Annotated in this window: 16 protein-coding genes; 4 read left to right on the forward strand and 12 right to left on the reverse strand. The window is 72.2% G+C overall.

Annotated elements, in window-relative coordinates; all coding sequences use genetic code 11:
• Positions 1-18: 18 nt before the first annotated feature.
• The 7 genes from IH45_RS0133290 to IH45_RS0133320 all read right to left on the reverse strand — a co-directional run bounded on the left by IH45_RS0133290 (position 19) and on the right by IH45_RS0133320 (position 7,454).
• On the reverse strand, positions 19-906 hold the full coding sequence (locus tag IH45_RS0133290; RefSeq protein WP_030677235.1) for a carbohydrate ABC transporter permease: 888 nt from the start codon (positions 904-906) through the stop codon (positions 19-21).
• Positions 903-1,868: a carbohydrate ABC transporter permease gene (locus IH45_RS0133295; protein WP_032918768.1), complete on the reverse strand. Its 966-nt coding sequence runs from the start codon at positions 1,866-1,868 to the stop codon at positions 903-905. The genes IH45_RS0133290 and IH45_RS0133295 overlap by 4 nt, the downstream gene beginning before the upstream one ends.
• Before the next feature lie 179 nt (positions 1,869-2,047).
• Positions 2,048-3,220 carry an ABC transporter substrate-binding protein gene (locus tag IH45_RS0133300; RefSeq protein WP_324607968.1) on the reverse strand — a complete coding sequence of 391 codons (1,173 nt, stop codon included), beginning with the start codon at positions 3,218-3,220 and terminating at the stop codon, positions 2,048-2,050.
• A gap of 474 nt (positions 3,221-3,694) precedes the next feature.
• The gene (locus IH45_RS1000000145555) at positions 3,695-4,774 is read right to left on the reverse strand and encodes an IPT/TIG domain-containing protein (protein ID WP_158813344.1); all 1,080 of its coding nucleotides are present in this window, start codon (positions 4,772-4,774) and stop codon (positions 3,695-3,697) included.
• 46 nt (positions 4,775-4,820) lie between these two features.
• On the reverse strand, positions 4,821-5,624 hold the full coding sequence (locus IH45_RS0133310; RefSeq protein WP_030677252.1) for a GNAT family N-acetyltransferase: 804 nt from the start codon (positions 5,622-5,624) through the stop codon (positions 4,821-4,823).
• Positions 5,624-6,472: a hypothetical protein gene (locus IH45_RS0133315; RefSeq protein ID WP_050515358.1), complete on the reverse strand. Its 849-nt coding sequence runs from the start codon at positions 6,470-6,472 to the stop codon at positions 5,624-5,626. Before IH45_RS0133315 ends, IH45_RS0133310 begins: the two co-directional genes overlap by 1 nt.
• A gap of 88 nt (positions 6,473-6,560) precedes the next feature.
• Positions 6,561-7,454, reverse strand: a complete 894-nt coding sequence (locus IH45_RS0133320; protein WP_030677258.1) for an inositol monophosphatase family protein — start codon at positions 7,452-7,454, stop codon at positions 6,561-6,563.
• Positions 7,455-7,675: 221 nt separating this feature from the next.
• Here IH45_RS0133320 and IH45_RS0133325 point away from each other — a divergent pair, with 221 nt between their 5' ends.
• The gene (locus IH45_RS0133325) at positions 7,676-8,662 is read left to right on the forward strand and encodes an AsnC family transcriptional regulator (protein WP_030677262.1); all 987 of its coding nucleotides are present in this window, start codon (positions 7,676-7,678) and stop codon (positions 8,660-8,662) included.
• A 231-nt stretch (positions 8,663-8,893) separates the two neighbouring features.
• Positions 8,894-9,310, forward strand: coding sequence for a VOC family protein (locus IH45_RS0133330; protein WP_030677267.1), 417 nt, complete (start codon positions 8,894-8,896; stop codon positions 9,308-9,310).
• A gap of 209 nt (positions 9,311-9,519) precedes the next feature.
• Here the strand turns inward: IH45_RS0133330 and IH45_RS0133335 are convergent, their stop codons facing one another.
• The 4 genes from IH45_RS0133335 to IH45_RS0133350 form a co-directional block, all read right to left on the reverse strand.
• Positions 9,520-10,260: a DUF4097 family beta strand repeat-containing protein gene (locus IH45_RS0133335; protein ID WP_030677268.1), complete on the reverse strand. Its 741-nt coding sequence runs from the start codon at positions 10,258-10,260 to the stop codon at positions 9,520-9,522.
• Between the two features lie 215 nt (positions 10,261-10,475).
• Complete coding sequence (locus tag IH45_RS0133340; protein ID WP_030677271.1) at positions 10,476-11,393, reverse strand: sigma-70 family RNA polymerase sigma factor; 918 nt, start codon at positions 11,391-11,393, stop codon at positions 10,476-10,478.
• A 118-nt stretch (positions 11,394-11,511) separates the two neighbouring features.
• Positions 11,512-12,141: an AAA family ATPase gene (locus IH45_RS0133345; protein ID WP_030677274.1), complete on the reverse strand. Its 630-nt coding sequence runs from the start codon at positions 12,139-12,141 to the stop codon at positions 11,512-11,514.
• 10 nt (positions 12,142-12,151) lie between these two features.
• Positions 12,152-13,534, reverse strand: a complete 1,383-nt coding sequence (locus tag IH45_RS0133350; protein ID WP_078897897.1) for an MFS transporter — start codon at positions 13,532-13,534, stop codon at positions 12,152-12,154.
• 80 nt (positions 13,535-13,614) lie between these two features.
• On the opposite strand from IH45_RS0133350, the gene IH45_RS0133355 reads away from it, so the two are divergent.
• Positions 13,615-14,208: a CGNR zinc finger domain-containing protein gene (locus IH45_RS0133355; RefSeq protein WP_030677280.1), complete on the forward strand. Its 594-nt coding sequence runs from the start codon at positions 13,615-13,617 to the stop codon at positions 14,206-14,208.
• Positions 14,209-14,307: 99 nt separating this feature from the next.
• On the opposite strand, the gene IH45_RS0133360 is transcribed toward IH45_RS0133355, so the two are convergent.
• A complete protein-coding gene (locus tag IH45_RS0133360) occupies positions 14,308-15,531 on the reverse strand; it encodes a beta-ketoacyl-[acyl-carrier-protein] synthase family protein (protein ID WP_030677285.1) in 1,224 nt (407 codons plus the stop codon).
• A 503-nt stretch (positions 15,532-16,034) separates the two neighbouring features.
• On the opposite strand from IH45_RS0133360, the gene IH45_RS0133365 reads away from it, so the two are divergent.
• Positions 16,035-18,257 (forward strand): NADP-dependent isocitrate dehydrogenase, encoded by a 2,223-nt coding sequence (locus IH45_RS0133365; RefSeq protein ID WP_030677287.1) that lies wholly within the window; start codon positions 16,035-16,037, stop codon positions 18,255-18,257.
• Positions 18,258-18,718 lie beyond the last annotated feature (461 nt).

Here is an 18,718-nt window from a genome sequence, read left to right on the forward strand (position 1 = left end):
GCGGCGGGCGGGCCGGGGCTACCCCTTCAACCCGCTCGACGTCAGCGACTGGATGAAGGTCTTCTGCGCGAAGAGGAACGCCACCAGCACCGGCAGCACGGTGATCACATTGCCCGCCATGATCGCCGACCACCGGTTGTGGTGCTGTCCCTGGAAGGTCGTCAGGCCCAGCTGGAGGGTGTACTGGGTGTCGTGGTTGATCGCGATGAGCGGCCAGGTCAGATCGTTCCAGGTGGTCAGGAAGGTCAGTACGGCCACGGTGGCCAGCGCCGGGCGGGCCAGCGGCAGCACGACGGAGTACAGCACCCGCAGCCGCGAGCACCCGTCGATCCAGGCCGCCTCCTCCAGCTCCCGGGGCAGCGCGAGGAAGAACTGCCGGAAGAGGAAGACCGCGAACGGGGTGACCAGCGACGGCACGATCAGCGCCCCCAGCGTGTCGATCAGCCCCAGCTCCTTCATCACCAGGAACGTCGGGATCATGGTCAGCTGGAACGGGATGACCATGGTCGCCAGCATCAGCCCGAGCACCAGCCGGGACCCGGCGAACCGCATCCGGGCGAAGGCGTAGCCGCCCAGCGAGCCGAGCACCAGGTTGGAGAGCACCGCCGTGACCGCGACGACCGAGGAGTTGGCGAACCAGCGCGGGAACATCGCGTTGCCCAGCACGTAGTCGTACCCGCCGAGGTCGACACCGGACGGCCACAGCGACGGCGGGAACCGGTTGATCTCCGCGTTGGTCATCACCGAACTCAGCACCAGCCACACCAGCGGCAGCGCGAAGCCCAGCGACAGCGGCGCGAGCAGCAGGTGCCAGGCGCTGAAGGGCAGCCGGCGGCGGGCCCGGGCCGGGGGCGCCGGGGGCGTACGCCGACGGGCGGCGTCGGCCGCGGGGGCGGGCGCGGTCACCGTACCGCTCCGTCCGGCGCGGCGCCCGGCCGGCGCCGCCGGTACAGGCGCAGGGCGGTGCCCGTGACGAGCAGGGCGGCGGCGAGGACGTACGCGGCGGCGGCCCCGTATCCGGCGGTGAACATCTGGAACGCCTGCTCCCATACGAAGTAGACGATGACGGTGGTCGACCCGAGCGGGCCGCCCTTGGTGGTCACGTAGATCAGGTCGAAGACCTGGAGCGCGGTGATCAGCTCCCACAGGAGCAGGAAGACGGTCACCGGCATCAGGGAGGGCAGCTTGATGTGCCACAGCACCCGTAGCCGGTTCGCGCCGTCCAGCCGCGCGGATTCGATCAGCTCCTGCGGTACGTCCTGGAGCGCGGCCAGGTAGACGACGACGCAGAAGCCGACGCCGCTCCACAGCGAGATGGCCACCAGCAGGTACAGCGCCTGCCCGGGATCGGAGAGGAAGCCCTGCCGGGACACGCCCAGGTGGTGCAGCAGGGAGTTGGCCACACCGAACTGCGGGTCGAGGATGAAGAAGAACAGCACGCCCTGCGCGGCGGCCGAGATCACGAACGGTACGAAGATCAGCGTCCGGTAGAGGTCGATCAGCCGGATGCGGCGGTTGAGCGCCAGCGCGAGCACCAGGCCGCCGGCCAGGCTGAGCGGCACGTACAGGCCCGCGTAGACGAGGGTGTTCTCCACGGCCGTACGGAAGCCCGGATCCCGCACCAGCGCGCGGTAGTTGTCCAGTCCCACCCAGCGCCCCGGCGTGACCAGGTCGTCCGCCCGGAAGGAGAGCAGCAGCGACCAGACGACGGGGACGATGCTCAGGCCCAGGATGATCAGGACGGATGGGCTGATGAACGCCCAGGCGGTGGCGTTCTCCCGGCGGGTGCGACCCGCGAGGGTGCGGGGGCGGCGAGGGGTGGGGGCGGACGGGTGCCGGTGCCCGGGGCCGTCGTGGCGGGGGTTCAAGGTGAGGGGGCGTGGGGTGCGCGATGGGGTGCGGCGGGGCGCACGCTCCGGCCCCGTACGCCCCGGTCCCGTACGGTGGTCGGCACGCGGCCTCGGCGGCATGGCACCCTCTCCCGTCCGGCCGTGTCCGGCCGCTGCGTCGTGCGCGTCGTCCGGTCTCATCAAGGGGTCATCCGGTCTCATCGGGGGATCAGCAGCGCAGCGTCGGCCTTCTCGGCACAGGTGCGCAGCGCCTCGGCGGGGGAGCTGCGGCCCAGCAGTACGGCGACGACCGCCTCGCCGACCGCCTGCGAAATCTGCGGATACGCCGGGTGGACGGGCCGGACACGCGCGGTGCTCAACGCGGTGGTGAACACCGGCAGTCCGGTGGTCCGCGCCTCGTAGCGCCGCCACTCGGGCCGCCGGGCGGACGCCGTGCTCAGCGGCAGACTGCCGCCGTTCACCGCCCACCGCACGTCCTGCGCCGGGTCGCCCAGCCAGCGCACGAACTCGACCGCCGCCCGCGACCGGGCCGGACCGTTGTCGAACACGGTCCAGGTGTCCGGCCCGGAGATCGTGCACGGCCGGCCGCTGTACGTCGGCGGCGCCACCACGTCGTAGTCGACCTTGCCCGCCACGATGTCCGGCAGCTCCCACGGCCCGGTCGCCATCATGCCCATCCGGCCGCCGATGAAGACCTGGTGCATCTGCTCGCTGCCCGGCTTGGGATCCACATAGACGCTCCGGTCGGCGGCGAGCCGCGCCAGCGTGCTGAGCGCCCGCTCCCCGACGTCCTTGAAGCCGATGCTGTGCCCGTCCGGCGCGATGACTTCACCGCCGAGGTCCCACACCAGCGGCCACAGCCGCCAGACGGTGTCCTCGTCGCCGGTGCCGGGCCAGCTCGTACCGAAGACGCCGCGGCCCGGGTCGGTCAGCAGACGCGCCGTACGGATGAAGTCGTCCCACGTCCAGCCCGGTCTGGGGTACGGCACCCCGGCCTGCCGGAACAGTTTTCGGTTGTAGACGATGCACAGGGTGTCCAGGACGGCGGGCGCGGCCCGCACCTTGCCGTTGAGGGTGACCGCCTCGCGGACCGAGCCCCAGAACCGGGGCCAGTACGGGGAGTCCCGCAGCGTGTCGGTGAGGTCGACGACGCGCGGGCTGCGGGCCACCCGCGCCAGATCGGCCCCGAAGATCAGCGCGATGTCCGGGTACGAGCCCGCGGCCAGCGCCGCCGTCACCTTCTGGAGCATCGCGTCGGCCACCACGCCACCGCCCCCGGCCTCCACCCGGATGCGGGACTGCCGGCGGTTGAAGTCGTCCACCAGCGACTGGATGGCCTTGCGGCCGGTGTCGGCCTGGCCGTGCCACATCTCGACGGTGATCCGCCCGTCGGCACCGACGCTGTCGGCCTCCGAGGCCGCGCAGCCGGCGAGCAGCGGCGCGCTCGCGGCGCCCGCGGCGAGGGCGGCGCCGGTTTGGAGGAGGTGGCGGCGTGAGGGGGCGGGGGGTTGTGGTGGTGGGGGACGGACGTCCCGTAACGCTGCCGTGCCCGTATCCGTACCCGTGCCACTTGCTTGCGCACGCCTTGTGCCCGTGCCATTCGCTTCCGCGCGTCTGGTTCCCGCGCGTCTCGTTCCCGTGCCCCCGCCCGGCGCGTCGCCCATCACCGGCCACCCCCTCGAAGAACCAACCGGTCCGAGGTTCCGCAGAACCGTGTACGGCCGCTCCCGGGCCCCCGAGCCGGACGGTCGGGAGCCCTCAAGAGCTAACCAGCAGGCACCGATCGGTGCAATGGTGCTGCCGCGACGGGTGAGGCGCCGTGGGGCGCTGCCCTCGGCGTGCCCTCAGCGCCGCGGTGTCGCGTCCGCGTACGTGAACCGGTCCGCGTCCACCGTCGCGCTCGTGCCGCCCGCCGTGGTCACGGTGACGTGTACGGTGCCCGACCCGGCGGGCGAGGTGCTGCTGCAGAACGAGTCCCCGCAGGACACGTGCGCCGCCGGCGCGTCCCCGAACGCGATCGTGCCGCCCGCCAGGTTCCTGCCCAGCACGTACACCGAAGTCCCGCCCCGCGACGGGCCGCCGCGCACGTTCAGCCCGGTCACCACCGGGGCGGCGGGCGGCGTGGGCGGCGGCCCGGTGTACGCGAACCCGTCCGGCGCCTCAGCGGCTCCGCCCGGCGTCACCACGGTGACCGGAACACTGCCGGACCCGCCCGGCGAGGTGGCGGTGCACCGCGTGGCCGTGCAGCTGACGTTCTTGGCCTGTTCGCTGCCGAAGAGGACGAAGCCGGTGTCCAGGCCGGTCCCGGTCAGGGTGACGGCGGTGCCGCCGGCGCCCGGCCCGGTGGCCGTGTCGATCGCGGTCACCACCGGCCGGTCCGGCACTTCGGCGGGCTGCTGCGGGCCGTTGACCGTGTACGTGCTCACGTTGTTGGCGGGATTCATGTCGTCGCGGTTGGCGACGGTGGCCCTGATCACCCCCGACGGCCGCTCCGCACCCGAGGTGACCTGCACCTTCATGAAGTCACCGCGACCGGGCACCCGGGTCCCCCGGAAGGTCGCCTCCAGATGCCGCCCGTCCGGCGACACCTTCTCGCTGAACGTGTAGTCGTACGGCGTCGAGTACATCAGCGCGCCACTGGTCTTCAGGCCGGGCGGCAGGTCCACGGTGAGGTGGGTGATCCCGGTGACGTCGGTCGTACCGACCGAGGTCCACTGGACGGAGAAGTTCCCGTAACTGTTGGGCTGTGTCGGGTAGTTGCCCGCCTGCGAGACGGCCACGTCCGGGCCGGTGGCGGTGGCGGTGGCGGAGGCGGTGGCGGTGGTGGCGGCGTGACCTTCGGCGGCGAGGGCCGGGCCCGCCGCGAACAGAGCGGTCACGGCGAGGCCGAGGGCCGACCAGGCCGCTGCTAATCGAGTCGTCATGCCCTCCGTCATCGCCCGCACGGGTGGTTCTGTTACGCCCCTTCTGTCACGGGTGTGGGGCCATGGGGGTTTCCGGCCGCACGCTCAACTGACTCCCCACCTCCCGGAACCCCAACACCCGCGCCACGCGCCGCGAGGTCGGCGGGCGGGCGCGCCATTGGGGCAGCAGTTTGGCAGCGAGCGCGTGTGCTACTGCGGCGGATGCTACGCGACGGGCGAGGCGCTGCCCTCGCCGCTCCGGCGTGGTGAGGACGCAGAGGTGCGCGGTGCCGCAGGGCCAGTGGCGGTAACCAGCGGCGGCGATGAGGGGTGGCGCGGCCTCCGAATGGCCAAGGTCGTTCGGGTGGTTGGGGCATCCTGATGATCCGTCCCGCTCGCGGAGGGCGAAGACGGGTGAGGTGACCTCCGCCAGCCCGCTCTCCTGCGCGTCCGCAGGGCCGACCGACTCCAAGAGGGCTGTCACGTCCGGGCCTTCGGCCGAAAGACGCTCCACGCCATCCGCGTACGGTACGGGCCGGAAGGCGTCCTCCGTGACGTACGCCAGGCGGGCCGGACCCAGCACCTCCGCGACGGGCACAACTGATCGAACGGTGTCGGCGCAGGTCAGCGCGTCGGTTGGGAGGGCGCTGAGCGCTTGCCGCAGGGAGTGGGCGATGGCGGTGTCCGGCGCGGTGACGATGGCCGACCGGTCGAGCGTCACGATTCCCACCCATCCGGGCGGGCACAGCCCGGAGCCGGGGGCGGTGGCCACGGCCGCGGGGCTGCCGGGCGGTGGAAACGCGACGGCCGCTCCGCTCACCGTTTCCCACAGATCGCGTACCCGCCGCAGCAGGACATCGTCAGGAGCCATCACGCACCCCGCCACCACACCCGCAACGGCCCGACCGTACGGCACCCGTTCGCCACCGCCGCTTCCAGGTCGGCGCCGGACTCGTAGCCGACGACCGGCAGGCCGGGCCAGTGGGCGGTGACGGTGGTGAGGCAGGCTGCCCAGGTGTGGTGTGGGCCGTATCCGTACATGCTGGCCGCGGGGGCTGTGAAGACGTTGGACAGGCCCACCACCGACGTGCTGACGGTGGCGACGGCCCCTGCCACGACCTGCCCGTCGGCGTCCCGTGCGCGGAGGAAAGTCGTCGCATCGTCCGTGAGCAGTTCCGGCCGGAACGGGCCGCAGTCGCCCGGTTCGGCGCCCCAGGCCGCCGTCCAGGCGGGCAGGTCGGCGGGTGTGGTGAGCACGTCCCAGGCGATCTGGTTCGTGGACGGTTGCGTGGGGGCCGGGGCTGGGGCTTGGGGTGGGCGGTGGATCCACTGGGCTTCGAGAAGCACCTCGAAGCCTGCCGGGGCCAGGTCCAGGCACGCGAAACTGTCCTTGACCGAGCAGCCGGGGGACGCCGTGTCGATCCGGGACAGCAGGTCGGCGAGCGGTGCGGGGCCGCCGGGGCGGGCCGTTCCTGAAAGCTCGCCTCCCGGCTTCGCGCTCGTCGGCGGGGCGAGGCGCTCCGTGAGCGTCACGGCGTCCGGGTAAAGCGGGGGCGTCCGGCGGGCGCTCGTCCATACGCCGTCTCCGAAGTCGCCGGAGATGCCGTGGGCACGGCAGACCGCGGCGCACCACTCGGCGTTGTTACGGGCTGCCATACGCACCCAGGAGGTCCGGTCCGTCCCGTCCGCCACGGCTGAGGTGGCCCCTGCTCCGTCCATGCGCCGATCATGGCACGCGGACAACGTCCGCCCCGCGCAGTTCTGTTGAGTCACCAGTCGTCCCATGTTCACGCCCACGCCCCGCCGGTCACGGCTTCAGCAGTCCCAGCAGCGCCCCGTGCAACCCATGCGGCGCCACGAGGAATCCGGCCGCCCCGGTCCGCCACGGGCGGCCCTCCGCGTCGGTGACGACGGCGCCCGCTTCGCGGGCGACCAGCGCGCCGGGCAGCAGGTTGGCGTCGTCCCGGCCGTACTCCCAGAACGCGTCCAGCCGTCCCGCCGCCGTGTCGGCTATCTGCCACGAGGTGGGGCCCAGGTTACGGACGGCGCTCACGGCGGGCAGGACCGCGGCGAGCGACCTCCCGGCCGCCGCGGCGGCCGTGGGCTGCTCCGCGATGAAGGGCGGATGGCTGGTGCCCACGAGGGCGGCCTCAAGCCGGGTCCGTTGTGACGGGGCGATCGGTTCCCCGTTGCGGGTGGCGCCGTGCCCGGCCGCGGCGAGGTACGTCTCGCCGAGCAGCGGCGCATGCAACGCGGCGGCCACCGGCTCGCCGTCCCGTACCAGCGCGAGGCTGACGCAGAACTGCGGCAGGCCCTGCATGTACTGCACGGCGCCGTCGATCACGTCCACCATCCACGCGTCACCGACCGCCGGCAGCCCGGCGTCCGCGCCACTGCCGAGGCTGCGCTCGCCGTGCAGTTCCTCGGCCCAGGGCACCCCGGGGAGCAGCGCATCCAGATGCCGGCGCATGACGGCCACGGCCGGGCCCTCCACGGCGAGGTAGGCCGTGGCCAGTTCGTCCATGGTGTCGGCGGGTTGGGTGACGGACGGGATGACGGGTGGGGTGGCGGACGGGACGGGTGGGATGACAGGTGGGGTGACGGGCTGGGCGGCAGCGCGCTGCGGGGACTTGGTCAGGAGCGCGCCGACTTCATGGGCGGCGGCTGCCATGGGTGCGAGCAGGGAGGCGTATGTCGTCATGCTGTTCTTGGTCTCTCGGTCTCTCGGTCTCGCGGTCTCTCGGTCTTTGGATCTTTGGGTCTGCGGATCTGCGGATCTGCGGATCTCTGGGGGCTTTGGGCCTGCGGGGCTTGGGGGCACTTGGGGGCTTTGGCGCTTCGGGACGGCTGATGTGCTGATCCTGGTCTGGGGAGGCTCGGATCGGTCCGTCCAGCGCGTAGGAATGAGCGAAACTGTCTGTCATGCCGCAGAGTCCGAGCGATGTCGTGCCTGACACCTCCCCCTTTGGTCTCCTTGGCCTCCGTGATCAGCGGCTGATCGCCGCGTTGCAGTGCGACGGTCGGCTGAGCGCCGAACGGGCCGCCGAGGTGCTGGGGGAGAACCCCCGCACGGTGCACCGCCGCTGGCGGGCGCTGACGGGCGACGGCACGGTCAAGGTCGTCGCCGTGCCCGTACGGCCCGATTCGGTCGGCGCTCAGTTCCTGCGCATCAAGGTCCTCAAGGGCAAGCTGGACGCCCTCACCGCGGCCCTGGCCGCCCGCCCGGACATCCCGTTCATCGACCTGTCCGCCTCGGGCGACGAGATCACCGCCGTATCGCTGACCGAGCCGGGCTCCCGGGACCACCTGGTGTTCCGGCAACTGCCCGCCACGCCCGCGGTGGCGTCCGTGTCCGCCGCCACGGTGCTGCACGTCTTCGCCGAGGCGTCCGACTGGCGCCACGACGTCCTCACCCCCGAAGAACGCGCCGCCCTGACCCCGCCGCTCGGCGAATCCGAGCCCCAGGGGAGCAGCTCTGCCCCCGACCCGGTGGACCGCGACATCCTGGACGCTCTCCAGGACGACGCCCGTACCCCCGCCGCGGCGATCGCCGCCCGTACCGGGCACCCCGCCTCCACCGTCCGGCGCCGCCTCGCCCGCCTGGTGTCGGACGGCCGGCTGAGCACCCAGGTGGTCGTGGATCCCAAGCGCCTCGGGCTGCTCATCGACGCGAACGTGATGATGCAGGTGCCCCCGGACCATCTGGACACGGTCGGCCGCACCCTGGCCCGACACCCTGCCGTACACGGCGCGTTCGCCACCACCGGCACCGCCAACCTGCATGCCGCCGTCTGGGTGCCGGACCTGGCCGCCCTCTATCGGCTGATCACCCACGACCTGGCGGGCCTGGGCATCAGCGGCGTCGAAACCGCTCTCGTCGGTCACGCGGTCAAGCGTCCGGGCCGCTGAGCGGGGGAGACGCCGGCACGCGTGCCCGGCGCAGCCGCTCCGTACCCGTCGCCGTGCGCGGTGCCCGCACCTGCTGTGTACCCGTCACCGTGCGCGGTGCCCGCACCCGCGAAGCCACTCGACGGAACCGCGATCGCCGCCTACCATCTGCCGCGACGGCATCGCGTGTCGGTCACCGGCTGGGTGAGGCATGGAGGTGCCCGTGAGTTTGCCTTACGGAGGCATTCCACAGTGTCAGTGCAGTTGAACCACACCATCATCCACTCCCGGGACAATCGGGAATCCGCAGAATTCCTGGCGCACCTCCTCGAACTCGAAATCGGCGAGGAATGGGGCCCGTTCATCCCGGTGGAGACCAGTAACGGCGTCACCCTCGACTTCGCCACCATCCCGGCGGAGTCGATCGTCATGCAGCATTACGCGTTCCTCATCAGCGAAGCGGAATTCGACACGGCCTTCGCCCGCATCCAGCAGGCAGGCCTCACCTATTACGCCGACCCGCACGGAAAGCAGCCGGGCGAGATCAACCACAACGACGGCGGGCGCGGCGTCTACTTCTTCGATCCGGCCGGCCACGGTATGGAACTCATCACCCGCCCGTACGGAGGCGGCGCCGCGGAAGAGGACGAAGAGGGCTCCGCCACCTGAGAGTTCCGGCCGGGGCCCTCCCGCTCCCGGGACATCGGGCGGCAGGGCATCGGCAGCAGTATCGTCAGCGGCGCACGAGTGCGTAGTGCGTGACGGGGGCGGGCGCCCGTGGTATCGGTCCGCGCTATCGGTCCGTAATATCGATCCGTGGTAGCGAACTGCGGGCGCCCGCGCGGGTTTACCGCCCGCACGGTCTCGTTGCCGCCCCCTCAACTCCCCTTGACCGTGACGTCTCCATTCGTCGTCGTGAGGTCGAGCCGGTGCGCACCGGCCGCATCGTGGGGCACACCGATGTTCTTGTCCCCGTTGCCCGTCTCGGCCGATATTCGGTAACGGTTGCGCTGACCGCCGGGCACGGTGACGGTGACGGCACCGTTCGTCGTCTTGGCGCGGACGTTCTGCGGTGTGTCCGTGACGAGGTCGACGGCGCCGTTGGACGTCTCCGCGCGTATGCCGTCGCCCTTCAGGCCGCGCCCGTGAATCCGGCCGTTGGTGGTACGGACGTCCACCGCGCCCGTCACCCCGTCCAGATTCACCGCGCCGGACGAGGTGCTCACCCGTACCTCACCAACATTCGACAGAGCGACCGCGCCGGATGAGGTCTTACCGGTCACCGGAAGGCCCGCCGGCACCTCGACCGTGTAATGCACCGAGCAGTGGTCCCCGCAGCCGCCGAGCACCAGCACGCCGTTCTCCACGCGGTGGGTCGCCTTCTCCGGCCGGTCGCCCTGGTACCGGAGCTCGCGGTGGACCGAGACCGTGTCGAGCGACTTCTTTCCGCGCAGGGTGAGCCCGCCGGAACCGCTGTCCAGCCGTACGGAGGTGACGCGGGCCGGGAGCCGGGCGTCGTCCTCGTACGTGGACCGCTCCATCCATCCGCACGCGCCGAGCCCGCTCACACCGACAGCGGCCACGACAACTGCCCCGAGAACGCGGATATGACGACGCATGGAAATCCCCCCGAGTGGTGCACGGCACGCGGCACACAGGTCGGTGCGCCTCGCGAATCGCCGCCCGTTCCGCTGCGGCGATCTCCAGGTTATGCCGGGCGCCGGACCCTCGACCATGAGGAAAACCCCCGGTTCCACCTGCGGAACTCCGCAGGTCCCCCGCCCCGCCTGGATCGCTGCCCCGCTACCCCCGCCCCGCCCGGATCGCTGCTCCGCTACCCCCGCCCCGCCCTCTCCTCCGCCACCTCCACGTCCGGCCCCAGCCCAAGCCCGAGCCCCCGCAACCGTTCCGGATCCGCGAGGATGTCGATCGCGACGATCTTGCCGCCCGCGATCGTCAGCCCCATCACCGACACCGGCCCCCCGTCCGCGACCGTCACGATGCCCATGGCCCCGTTCACCAGCGCGGGCCGGGCGAGATGCGCGAAGCGCCGGAACATGAAGGCCCGTCCGGCCACCTCCCGTGCCCCGCGGGCCGTCGCGGCCAGGCCCGGGAACCCGGCGCCCGTGTCGGCGCGGAGCACCACGTCCGGATCGAGGACCGCGACCAGCGCCTCGAAGTCACCGCCGCGCGACGCGGCCATGAAGGCGTCCACGACCTCCCGCTGCCGGGCCAGGTCGGTGTCCGGCGTGGCCGTTCCCCGCACCCGGCGGCGTGCCCGGCTGGCCAGCTGCCGCGCCGCGGCCGGGGTCCGCCCGACCACCGGCCCGATCTCCTCGAACGGTACGGCGAACATGTCGTGCAGCACGAACGCCAGCCGCTCGGCGGGCGCCAGCGTCTGGAGCACCACCAGCAGGGCCAGCCCCACCGAGTCGGCCAGCAGCGCCTGGTGCTCGGGGTCGATCCCGTCCGCGCCGCCGCCGATGACCGGGTCGGGTACGCGTACGTCCAGGGACTCTTCGCCGCGCGCCGTACGCGTACGCAGCATGTCCAGGCACACCCGGCCGACCACGGTCGTCAGCCACCCGCCGAGGTTGCCGACGCCGCTCGTGTCGGAGCGGTTCAGCCGCAGCCAGGCCTCCTGCACGGCGTCGTCCGCCTCGCTCAGCGAACCGAGCATGCGGTACGCCACCGCCCGCAGATGCGCTCGGTGCTCCTCGAAGCGCTGCGCAAGAAATTCGTTCTCGTCCACCGGTCACATTCTTCCGTCGGGATTCGTCATATCGCTGACGAATCCCGACGGAAGAATGTGACCGACCGCCCCACTGCCCGACCGCCCGCAGCGCATGCGCACTCCGCGCCCCGCCGCCTCAGAAGCGGATGTGTTTGAGGCTCGTCCACGTGCGGCGCAGCCGGCCCTGGAGCGCGCTGTCGGTGTTGGGAGCCAGGTCCAGCCCGGTCGTGGCGGCGATGCGGTCGGCGACCTGCGGCACCGTGAGCCGGTCGGTCCATACGTGGTCGGCGAACTCCGGGCCGCTCAGCCGCTCCAGGCAGCGGTCCAGCTTCGCCACGGCGAAGCTCTCCCGCCGCAACGGGGTGTCCCGGCCGGCGACGAACCCCACGACATGCCCGAAGTTGCGCTCCCGCAGCCGCCGCAGCACCGTCCGCCGTTCGGCGAGCAGCGCGAAGTGCCGTACGTCGTGGCCGCGTTCGCGCAGCCGGCCGACGGTCTCCCGGAAGTACGCCGGTTCCACGAGCGTCATCGGCGCGATCACCGTGCCGGGATGCTTGGTCAGCACCAGGTCGAGCACCTCGTAGACGCCCTGGCGCCACGCCGGGAAGTCCTGGAAGTCGCCACGCAGCGCCGGGGGCGTCATCCGGTGCAGACCGAAGCCGACGCGTTCGGGGTCGCAGACGACGCTGCCGGGAAGGCGGCGCTGGATCTCGTGTGCTGTCTGCGTCTTGCCGCCGCCGAATGGGCCGTTGATCCACAGGAGCATGGGCAGCACCCTACGAGCCCGGGGTCCGGCGGAGCCAGAAGGGACGTGTTCCCTTCGTACGCCTGGTCCGCGTACCGGTCGTACCCGTAAGCCGTGCACCGGTCGTACCCATAAGCCGAGCACCGGCTGTACCGGTATGCCGAGCACCGGTACGGCGCATCAGCAGCGTGCAGCCGAGGAAGACCAGCCCGGCGAGAAGCTGGAGCGCCGCGGCGGTCAGCAGGGCGCCGGGCAACGACCGCGCGGCGAGTGGTCCGGCGAGGCCCGCGCCGAGCGCGAAGCCGGTGATCTTCAGGCTGGCGCCGGTGGTGAACACCTGGCCGCGCAGATGCTCCGGCGCCTCGCGATGGCGCACCGCGAACAGCGCCGTCAACTGCGGTCCCTCGCCCAGGCCCGCGAGCACCGCAGCGCCGAGGAGCAGTGCGGGCGGCCCGGCCGCCGCCGTCATCAGGAGCGCGCCGGCGAGTACGGCGGTGCTGCACGCGAGGACGGTGTCCGGGCGCAGCGGCCCGGGCCGCCGGGCGAGCCCCGCGTTGGCGAGGAGGGCGGAGGCGGCGATGACGGACAGCAGGAGCACGCCGTGCCGCGCGTCACCGAGGAGCCGCGCCCCGAGCAGCGGGCTGCAAGCGGTCAGCATGCCCTGGCCCGTACAGGAAATGACCGAGGTCACGGTCGCGCGGGCCAGCGGCGGGGTGTGACGGACGGCCCGGAATCCGGCCGCGAGGCCGGCCAGGAGGGAGGTGGACGAGAGGGCCCGGCCGGAGTGGGCGCCGCGGTCCGTACGGTTCGGATCGCGCGACGACCGCTGCCTTACCGGCAGCCCGCGTACGTACGTCCCCGCAGGCAGCCCATACGCGCACGGCACCGCCACGAAGATCAGAGCGGCAGCCACCAGCACCCCCGCCGACGCACCGGCCGCCCCGGCGACCAGCCCGGCCAGCGCGGGGCCCGCCAGCGAAGCGGCGTTGAACGTCATCGCGTCGAGAGCGGTCACCCGGGGCAGCAGTCCGGGCGGTGCGACGCGCGGCAATTGCGCGGTCCAGCCGCCGGACAGGGCGGGCCCCAGCAGCCCGGCCCCCACCGCGACGATCACCGTGACGACGACCGGTACGTGCCCCAGGCTCGCCAGGACGATGGCCAGGGCCGCCGCGTAACCGGCGAGCGCACCGGCCAGCAGACGGCCCGGCCTGGCGGACCGGTCGAGCAGGACACCGAAGAGCGGGCCGCCGACCGCCGCCGCGGCCGTGATCCCGGCCAGCAGCGCCGGTCCCGTGGTGGCCGATCCGGTGAACACCGGCCCGGCCACCAGCAGGGCGGGCCCCGACATCTCGTCGCCCGCGCGTGCCAGTGCCGCGCCGGTGAGGGCGGTTCCCACCGCGTAGCGCTTTCGCATGCGCGCCACGGTAGATACGTAACGGAAACCTTGACCAGATGCGTTACACGTCGCCGGAAGCTGCACTACCGTCGGCCCACATGCAGCCCACGCCCCCGCCTGCCGGACACCGCCACGAAACCCCCGCCGCACACCGCGAATGGAGCACCCGGCATTCGGTGCAGGCCACCGCCCGGCGTACCGCCGCCCTCGTGAACGTCCTGGTGGGCGACGCGCCGTCGGCCGACGTGGTCGCGGAGGTCCTGCGTGAGCACGGTGAGGACGGTGCCATCGAGCTGTCCGCCGACGATCTCGCGGAGCTGCGGTCCGCCGCCCTACGGCTCCGCGAGGTGTTCGCGGCCGACGGCACCGACCGCGCCGCGGAGACGCTGAACCGCCTCCTCCGGAGCACCGCCGGTACGCTGCGCCTCACCTCGCACAACGGCGCGAGCCCCTGGCACCCGCACCTGGACGGCGCCGACGACGCGCCGTGGGGCGAGTGGTTCCTCGCCTCGTCGTGCCTGAGCCTGCTGGTCCAGCTGTGGATCCACCAGCGCCCGCCCGGCGGTGTCTGCGCCTCGCCTGCCTGCCGCAACGTCTACCTCACCCTCGGCAGCGGGCCGCCGCGCCGCTACTGCTCGCGGCGCTGCGCGACCCGGGAGCGGGTGGCGGCGTACCGGCGGGCGCGGGGGTGAACCGGCCGTCATGCGGCAGCCCGTGCCGTCGGCGTACAGGCGCCGCATCCGGTGGTCGCCGAGCACTCCGCCGTCGTACGGACGGCCCCGCGCGCCCCGTTACGGCGCGGGCGTGAAGATCAGCGACGCGTTGTGCCCGCCGAAACCGAAGGAGTTCGTCAGGGCGGCGGACACCGGGCCCTTGCGCGGCTCGCCCGTGACGACGTCGAGCCCGATCTCCGGGTCGAGCGTGTCCACGTTCTGTGTCGCGGGCATGATGCCGTCCCGTACGGTCAGGATCGCGGCGAGCGCGCCGACCGCTCCGGCCGCCCCGAAGAGGTGCCCGGTCATCGACTTGGTCGCGGTGACGGACGGATGGGTGCCGATGGCGTCCTTGAGCGACCGGGCCTCCACGAGGTCGCCCAGGGGCGTGGACGTCGCGTGGGCGTGGACATGCGTCACCTCGTGCGGGGCCAGCCCGGCGGCGGCCAGCGCCAGCCGCATCGCGCGGGCCTGCCCCTCGGGGTGGGCGGCCGTGATGTGGTGGGCGTCCGAGGTGACGCCCGCGCCCGCGAGGGCGGCGTGCGCGCGGGCCGTGCGGGCGGCGGCGAACCCGGCCCGCTCCAGGACGACCACGGTCGCGCCCTCGCCGATCACGAAGCCGTCCCGGTCCACGTCGAACGGGCGGGACGCCCGCCGCGGCTCGTCGTTGCGCGTCGAGTGCGCCTTGGCCTGGGCGAACCCCGCGAGCGGCAGCGGATGGACACAGGCCTCCGCGCCGCCCGCCACCACCACGTCGGCCCGGCCGAGCCGTATCAGATCCAGGCCCATCGCGATCGCCTCGGCCCCGGAGGCACAGGCGCTGACCGGGGTGTGGGCGCCGCCGCGCGCGCCCAGCTCGATGCTCACCCAGGCGGCGGGGCCGTTCGCCATCAGCATCGGGACGGTGTGCGGGGAGACCTTCCGTACGCCGGAGGCTTCGAGCACGTCGTCCTGGCCGAGCAGGGTGAGCGCGCCGCCCGTACCCGTACCGATCACCACGGCCAGCCGCTCCGGATCGACCTCCGGCGCGCCCGCGTCGGCCCACGCCTCGCGCGCCGCGACGAGCGCGACCTGCTCGCAGCGGTCCATGCGCCGGGCCTGCACCCGGTCCAGGACCACGGTCGGTTCGACCGCGAGCCGGCCCGCGATCCGTACGGGCAGCGCGGCCGCCCACTCCTCCTCGATGGCGCTGATGCCGGACCGCCCGGCCAGCATGCCGTCCCAGGTCGAGGGGGCGTCCCCGCCGAGTGGCGTCGTGGCGCCGAGTCCGGTGACCAGCACGGCGTCGGTGACGGTAGACATGGGGGGTCCTCCTTTGTCGTACAGCTACAACCCTCCGGGCCACCCGTGGCCGGGGAGTGATCAACTTGCTGTCGACTCTTCCAGGCGGTCGCTGCGATTTCAGGTGGCGACCTCGACCGAGTCCGGCCGCTGGATTTTGTGCGATTCCTGCAATCGATCAGAGTGTCGGTATGGGATGCGCGGGGGAGCCGGGCGGAACGGGATCCCAGTGACGGCGGTCGGGAAAGCGTGCTACGGGAGCGGTCGAACGGCCTGCTCGGCTCGTTGGACGAAGGCGGATCGCCCGCTGGATGAAGGCGGGCCGCCCGCTGAATGAAAGCGGATCGTCCGCTGGACGAAGGCGGATCGCCCGCTGGGTGGAAAGCGGACCGGCGGCTGTACGAAGGCGGACCGGCGGCCCGCCGAACCTCATCCACCCCATACGGGCAGGGCCCTTCCTGGAAGGGCCCGATCACGAGATATCTTGATGTCGAGCAATGTTGCAGACGTGGAGCGGAGCACCGGTGACTGACTCGACCATCATCTACACCCACACTGACGAGGCCCCGGCCCTGGCGACGTATTCGTTCCTGCCGGTGATCGAGGCTTACGCCTCGACGGCCGGGGTCGCGGTGGAGAGCCGTGACATCTCCCTGGCGGGCCGCATCATCGCCGGTTTCCCGGAGTGGCTCCAGGAGGACCAGCGCATCGACGACGCCCTCGCCGAGCTCGGTGAGCTGGCGAAGACGCCCGAGGCCAACATCATCAAGCTGCCGAACATCTCGGCCTCCATCCCGCAGCTGAAGGCGGCCGTCGCCGAGCTGCAGGAGCAGGGTTACGCGCTGCCGGACTACCCGGACGACCCGAAGACCGACGAGGAGCGCGACATCCGCGCCCGCTACGACAAGGTCAAGGGCAGCGCCGTCAACCCGGTGCTGCGCGAGGGCAACTCCGACCGCCGCGCCCCCGCCTCGGTGAAGAACTACGCCAAGGCCAACCCGCACCGGATGGGTGCCTGGAGCGCCGACTCCAAGACCAACGTCGCGCACATGACCGGCGACGACTTCCGCTCCACCGAGAAGTCCGCGGTCATCGCCGAGGACGGCACCCTGCGCATCGAGCTGGCCGGTGACGACGGTACGACCACCGTGCTGCGCGAGTCGGTACCGGTGCTCGCCGGCGAGGTCGTGGACGCCTCCGTCATGCGCGTCGCCGCGCTGCGCGAGTTCCTCAAGGAGCAGGTCGCCCGCGCCAAGGCCGAGGGCATCCTGTTCTCCGTGCACCTCAAGGCCACGATGATGAAGGTATCCGACCCGATCGTCTTCGGCCACGTGGTGCGCGCCTTCTTCCCGAAGACCTTCGCCGCGTACGGCGATGTGCTCGCCCAGGCCGGCCTGACCCCGAACGACGGTCTGGGCGGCATCTGGAAGGGCCTGGAGTCGCTGCCGCAGGGCGAGGAGATCAAGAAGTCCTTCGACGCGGAGCTGGCCGAGGGCCCGGACCTGGCCATGGTCGACTCGCACCGGGGCATCACCAACCTGCACGTCCCCAGCGACGTCATCGTGGACGCCTCCATGCCGGCCATGATCCGCACCTCCGGCCACATGTGGAACAAGGACGACCAGGAGCAGGACGCCCTCGCCGTCATCCCGGACAGCTCGTACGCCGGCGTCTACCAGGCCGTCATCGAGGACTGCAAGGCCAACGGCGCGTACGACCCCTCGACCATGGGCTCGGTGCCGAACGTCGGCCTGATGGCGCAGAAGGCCGAGGAGTACGGCAGCCACGACAAGACCTTCGAGATCCCGGCCACCGGCACGGTGCGGGTCCTCGACAAGGACGGCAACGCCGTACTGGAGCAGACGGTCGGCACCGGCGACATCTTCCGCATGTGCCAGACCAAGGACATCCCGATCCGCGACTGGGTCAAGCTGGCCGTCACCCGCGCCCGCGCGACCGGCGACCCGGCGGTGTTCTGGCTGGACGAGGGCCGCGCGCACGACGCGAACCTCATCGCGAAGGTGAAGCAGTACCTCCCGGAGCACGACACCGAGGGCCTGCAGATCGAGATCATGTCCCCGGTCGAGGCGACGAAGTTCTCGGTCGAGCGCATCCGCCGCGGCGAGAACACCATCTCCGTCACCGGCAACGTGCTGCGCGACTACCTCACCGACCTGTTCCCGATCCTGGAGCTGGGCACCAGCGCCAAGATGCTCTCGGTGGTGCCGCTCATCAACGGCGGCGGCCTCTTCGAGACCGGCGCCGGCGGCTCCGCGCCCAAGCACGTCCAGCAGCTGGTCAAGGAGAACTACCTGCGCTGGGACAGCCTGGGCGAGTTCCTCGCGCTCGCGGTGAGCTTCGAGCACCTCGCGCAGAAGACGGGCAACGCGCGGGCCCAGATCCTCGCGGACACCCTCGACCGCGCGACCGGCACGTTCCTCGCCGAGAACAAGTCGCCCAGCCGCAAGCTCGGCGGTATCGACAACCGCGGCAGCCACTTCTACCTGGCCATGTACTGGGCCCAGGAGCTGGCCAAGCAGACCGAGGACACGCAGCTGGCCCAGTCCTTCTCGGCCCTCGCGGCGACGCTGGCCGAGCAGGAGCAGAAGATCGTCGACGAGCTGATCGCGGTCCAGGGCTCGCCGGCCGACATCGGCGGCTACTACCAGCCCGCGGTGGCCAAGGCCGCGGCCGTCATGCGCCCGTCGCAGACGTTCAACGAGGCGCTGGCGACCCTCGGCAGCTGATCCGGCACCGGCGGACGGGACGCATCCCGTCCGCCGCGCCACCCGCACGGGTCCGCCCCGGCCGGCACTTCCGCCCGGCCGGGGCGGACCCGTTCCGCTTTCCGTGACCGGGCCCGTCCGCCGTGGGGCCAGGCCCCACGCTCCTGATTCGGGCCCCTACTCCTGGTACAGCCCCCTACTCGTCATACTCAGGAGCTACGCGCCAGGTGCACTCCCCGGCGGGACGCCGACCACCCGGCGTGATCCATAAATTCCGTACCGCAGCCCGCACTTCACCCGGTACGGAAGGAATCCGCCCATGGCGACCCGCCCACGCGCCCGCCGCCTGCGCCGCGCCCTGCTCGCCGCGCTCGTCACCGCCTCGGTGGCGGTACCGGTGTCCGGCGCGGCCCGCCCCGCGGCCGTACCGGCACCCGTGCCGGTGGCCCTCGCGCCGCTCACCGCCGCGACCCCCGCCGCCC

The organism is Streptomyces rimosus subsp. rimosus (assembly GCF_000720725.1).
GTDB lineage: Bacteria > Actinomycetota > Actinomycetes > Streptomycetales > Streptomycetaceae > Streptomyces > Streptomyces rimosus_A.

What these genes read in the sequence shown, in the direction of transcription:
- IH45_RS0133360 (WP_030677285.1), bottom strand. Translation starts at nt 15,531, where the DNA reads ATGTCTACCGTCACCGACGCCGTGCTGGTCACCGGACTCGGCGCCACG.
- IH45_RS0133335 (WP_030677268.1), bottom strand. Translation starts at nt 10,260, where the DNA reads ATGCGTCGTCATATCCGCGTTCTCGGGGCAGTTGTCGTGGCCGCTGTC.
- IH45_RS0133355 (WP_030677280.1), top strand. Translation starts at nt 13,615, where the DNA reads ATGCAGCCCACGCCCCCGCCTGCCGGACACCGCCACGAAACCCCCGCC.
- IH45_RS1000000145555 (WP_158813344.1), bottom strand. Translation starts at nt 4,774, where the DNA reads ATGACGACTCGATTAGCAGCGGCCTGGTCGGCCCTCGGCCTCGCCGTG.
- IH45_RS0133350 (WP_078897897.1), bottom strand. Translation starts at nt 13,534, where the DNA reads ATGCGAAAGCGCTACGCGGTGGGAACCGCCCTCACCGGCGCGGCACTG.
- IH45_RS0133310 (WP_030677252.1), bottom strand. Translation starts at nt 5,624, where the DNA reads ATGGCTCCTGACGATGTCCTGCTGCGGCGGGTACGCGATCTGTGGGAA.
- IH45_RS0133300 (WP_324607968.1), bottom strand. Translation starts at nt 3,220, where the DNA reads ATGTGGCACGGCCAGGCCGACACCGGCCGCAAGGCCATCCAGTCGCTG.
- IH45_RS0133345 (WP_030677274.1), bottom strand. Translation starts at nt 12,141, where the DNA reads ATGCTCCTGTGGATCAACGGCCCATTCGGCGGCGGCAAGACGCAGACA.
- IH45_RS0133315 (WP_050515358.1), bottom strand. Translation starts at nt 6,472, where the DNA reads ATGGACGGAGCAGGGGCCACCTCAGCCGTGGCGGACGGGACGGACCGG.
- IH45_RS0133320 (WP_030677258.1), bottom strand. Translation starts at nt 7,454, where the DNA reads ATGACGACATACGCCTCCCTGCTCGCACCCATGGCAGCCGCCGCCCAT.
- IH45_RS0133325 (WP_030677262.1), top strand. Translation starts at nt 7,676, where the DNA reads ATGCCGCAGAGTCCGAGCGATGTCGTGCCTGACACCTCCCCCTTTGGT.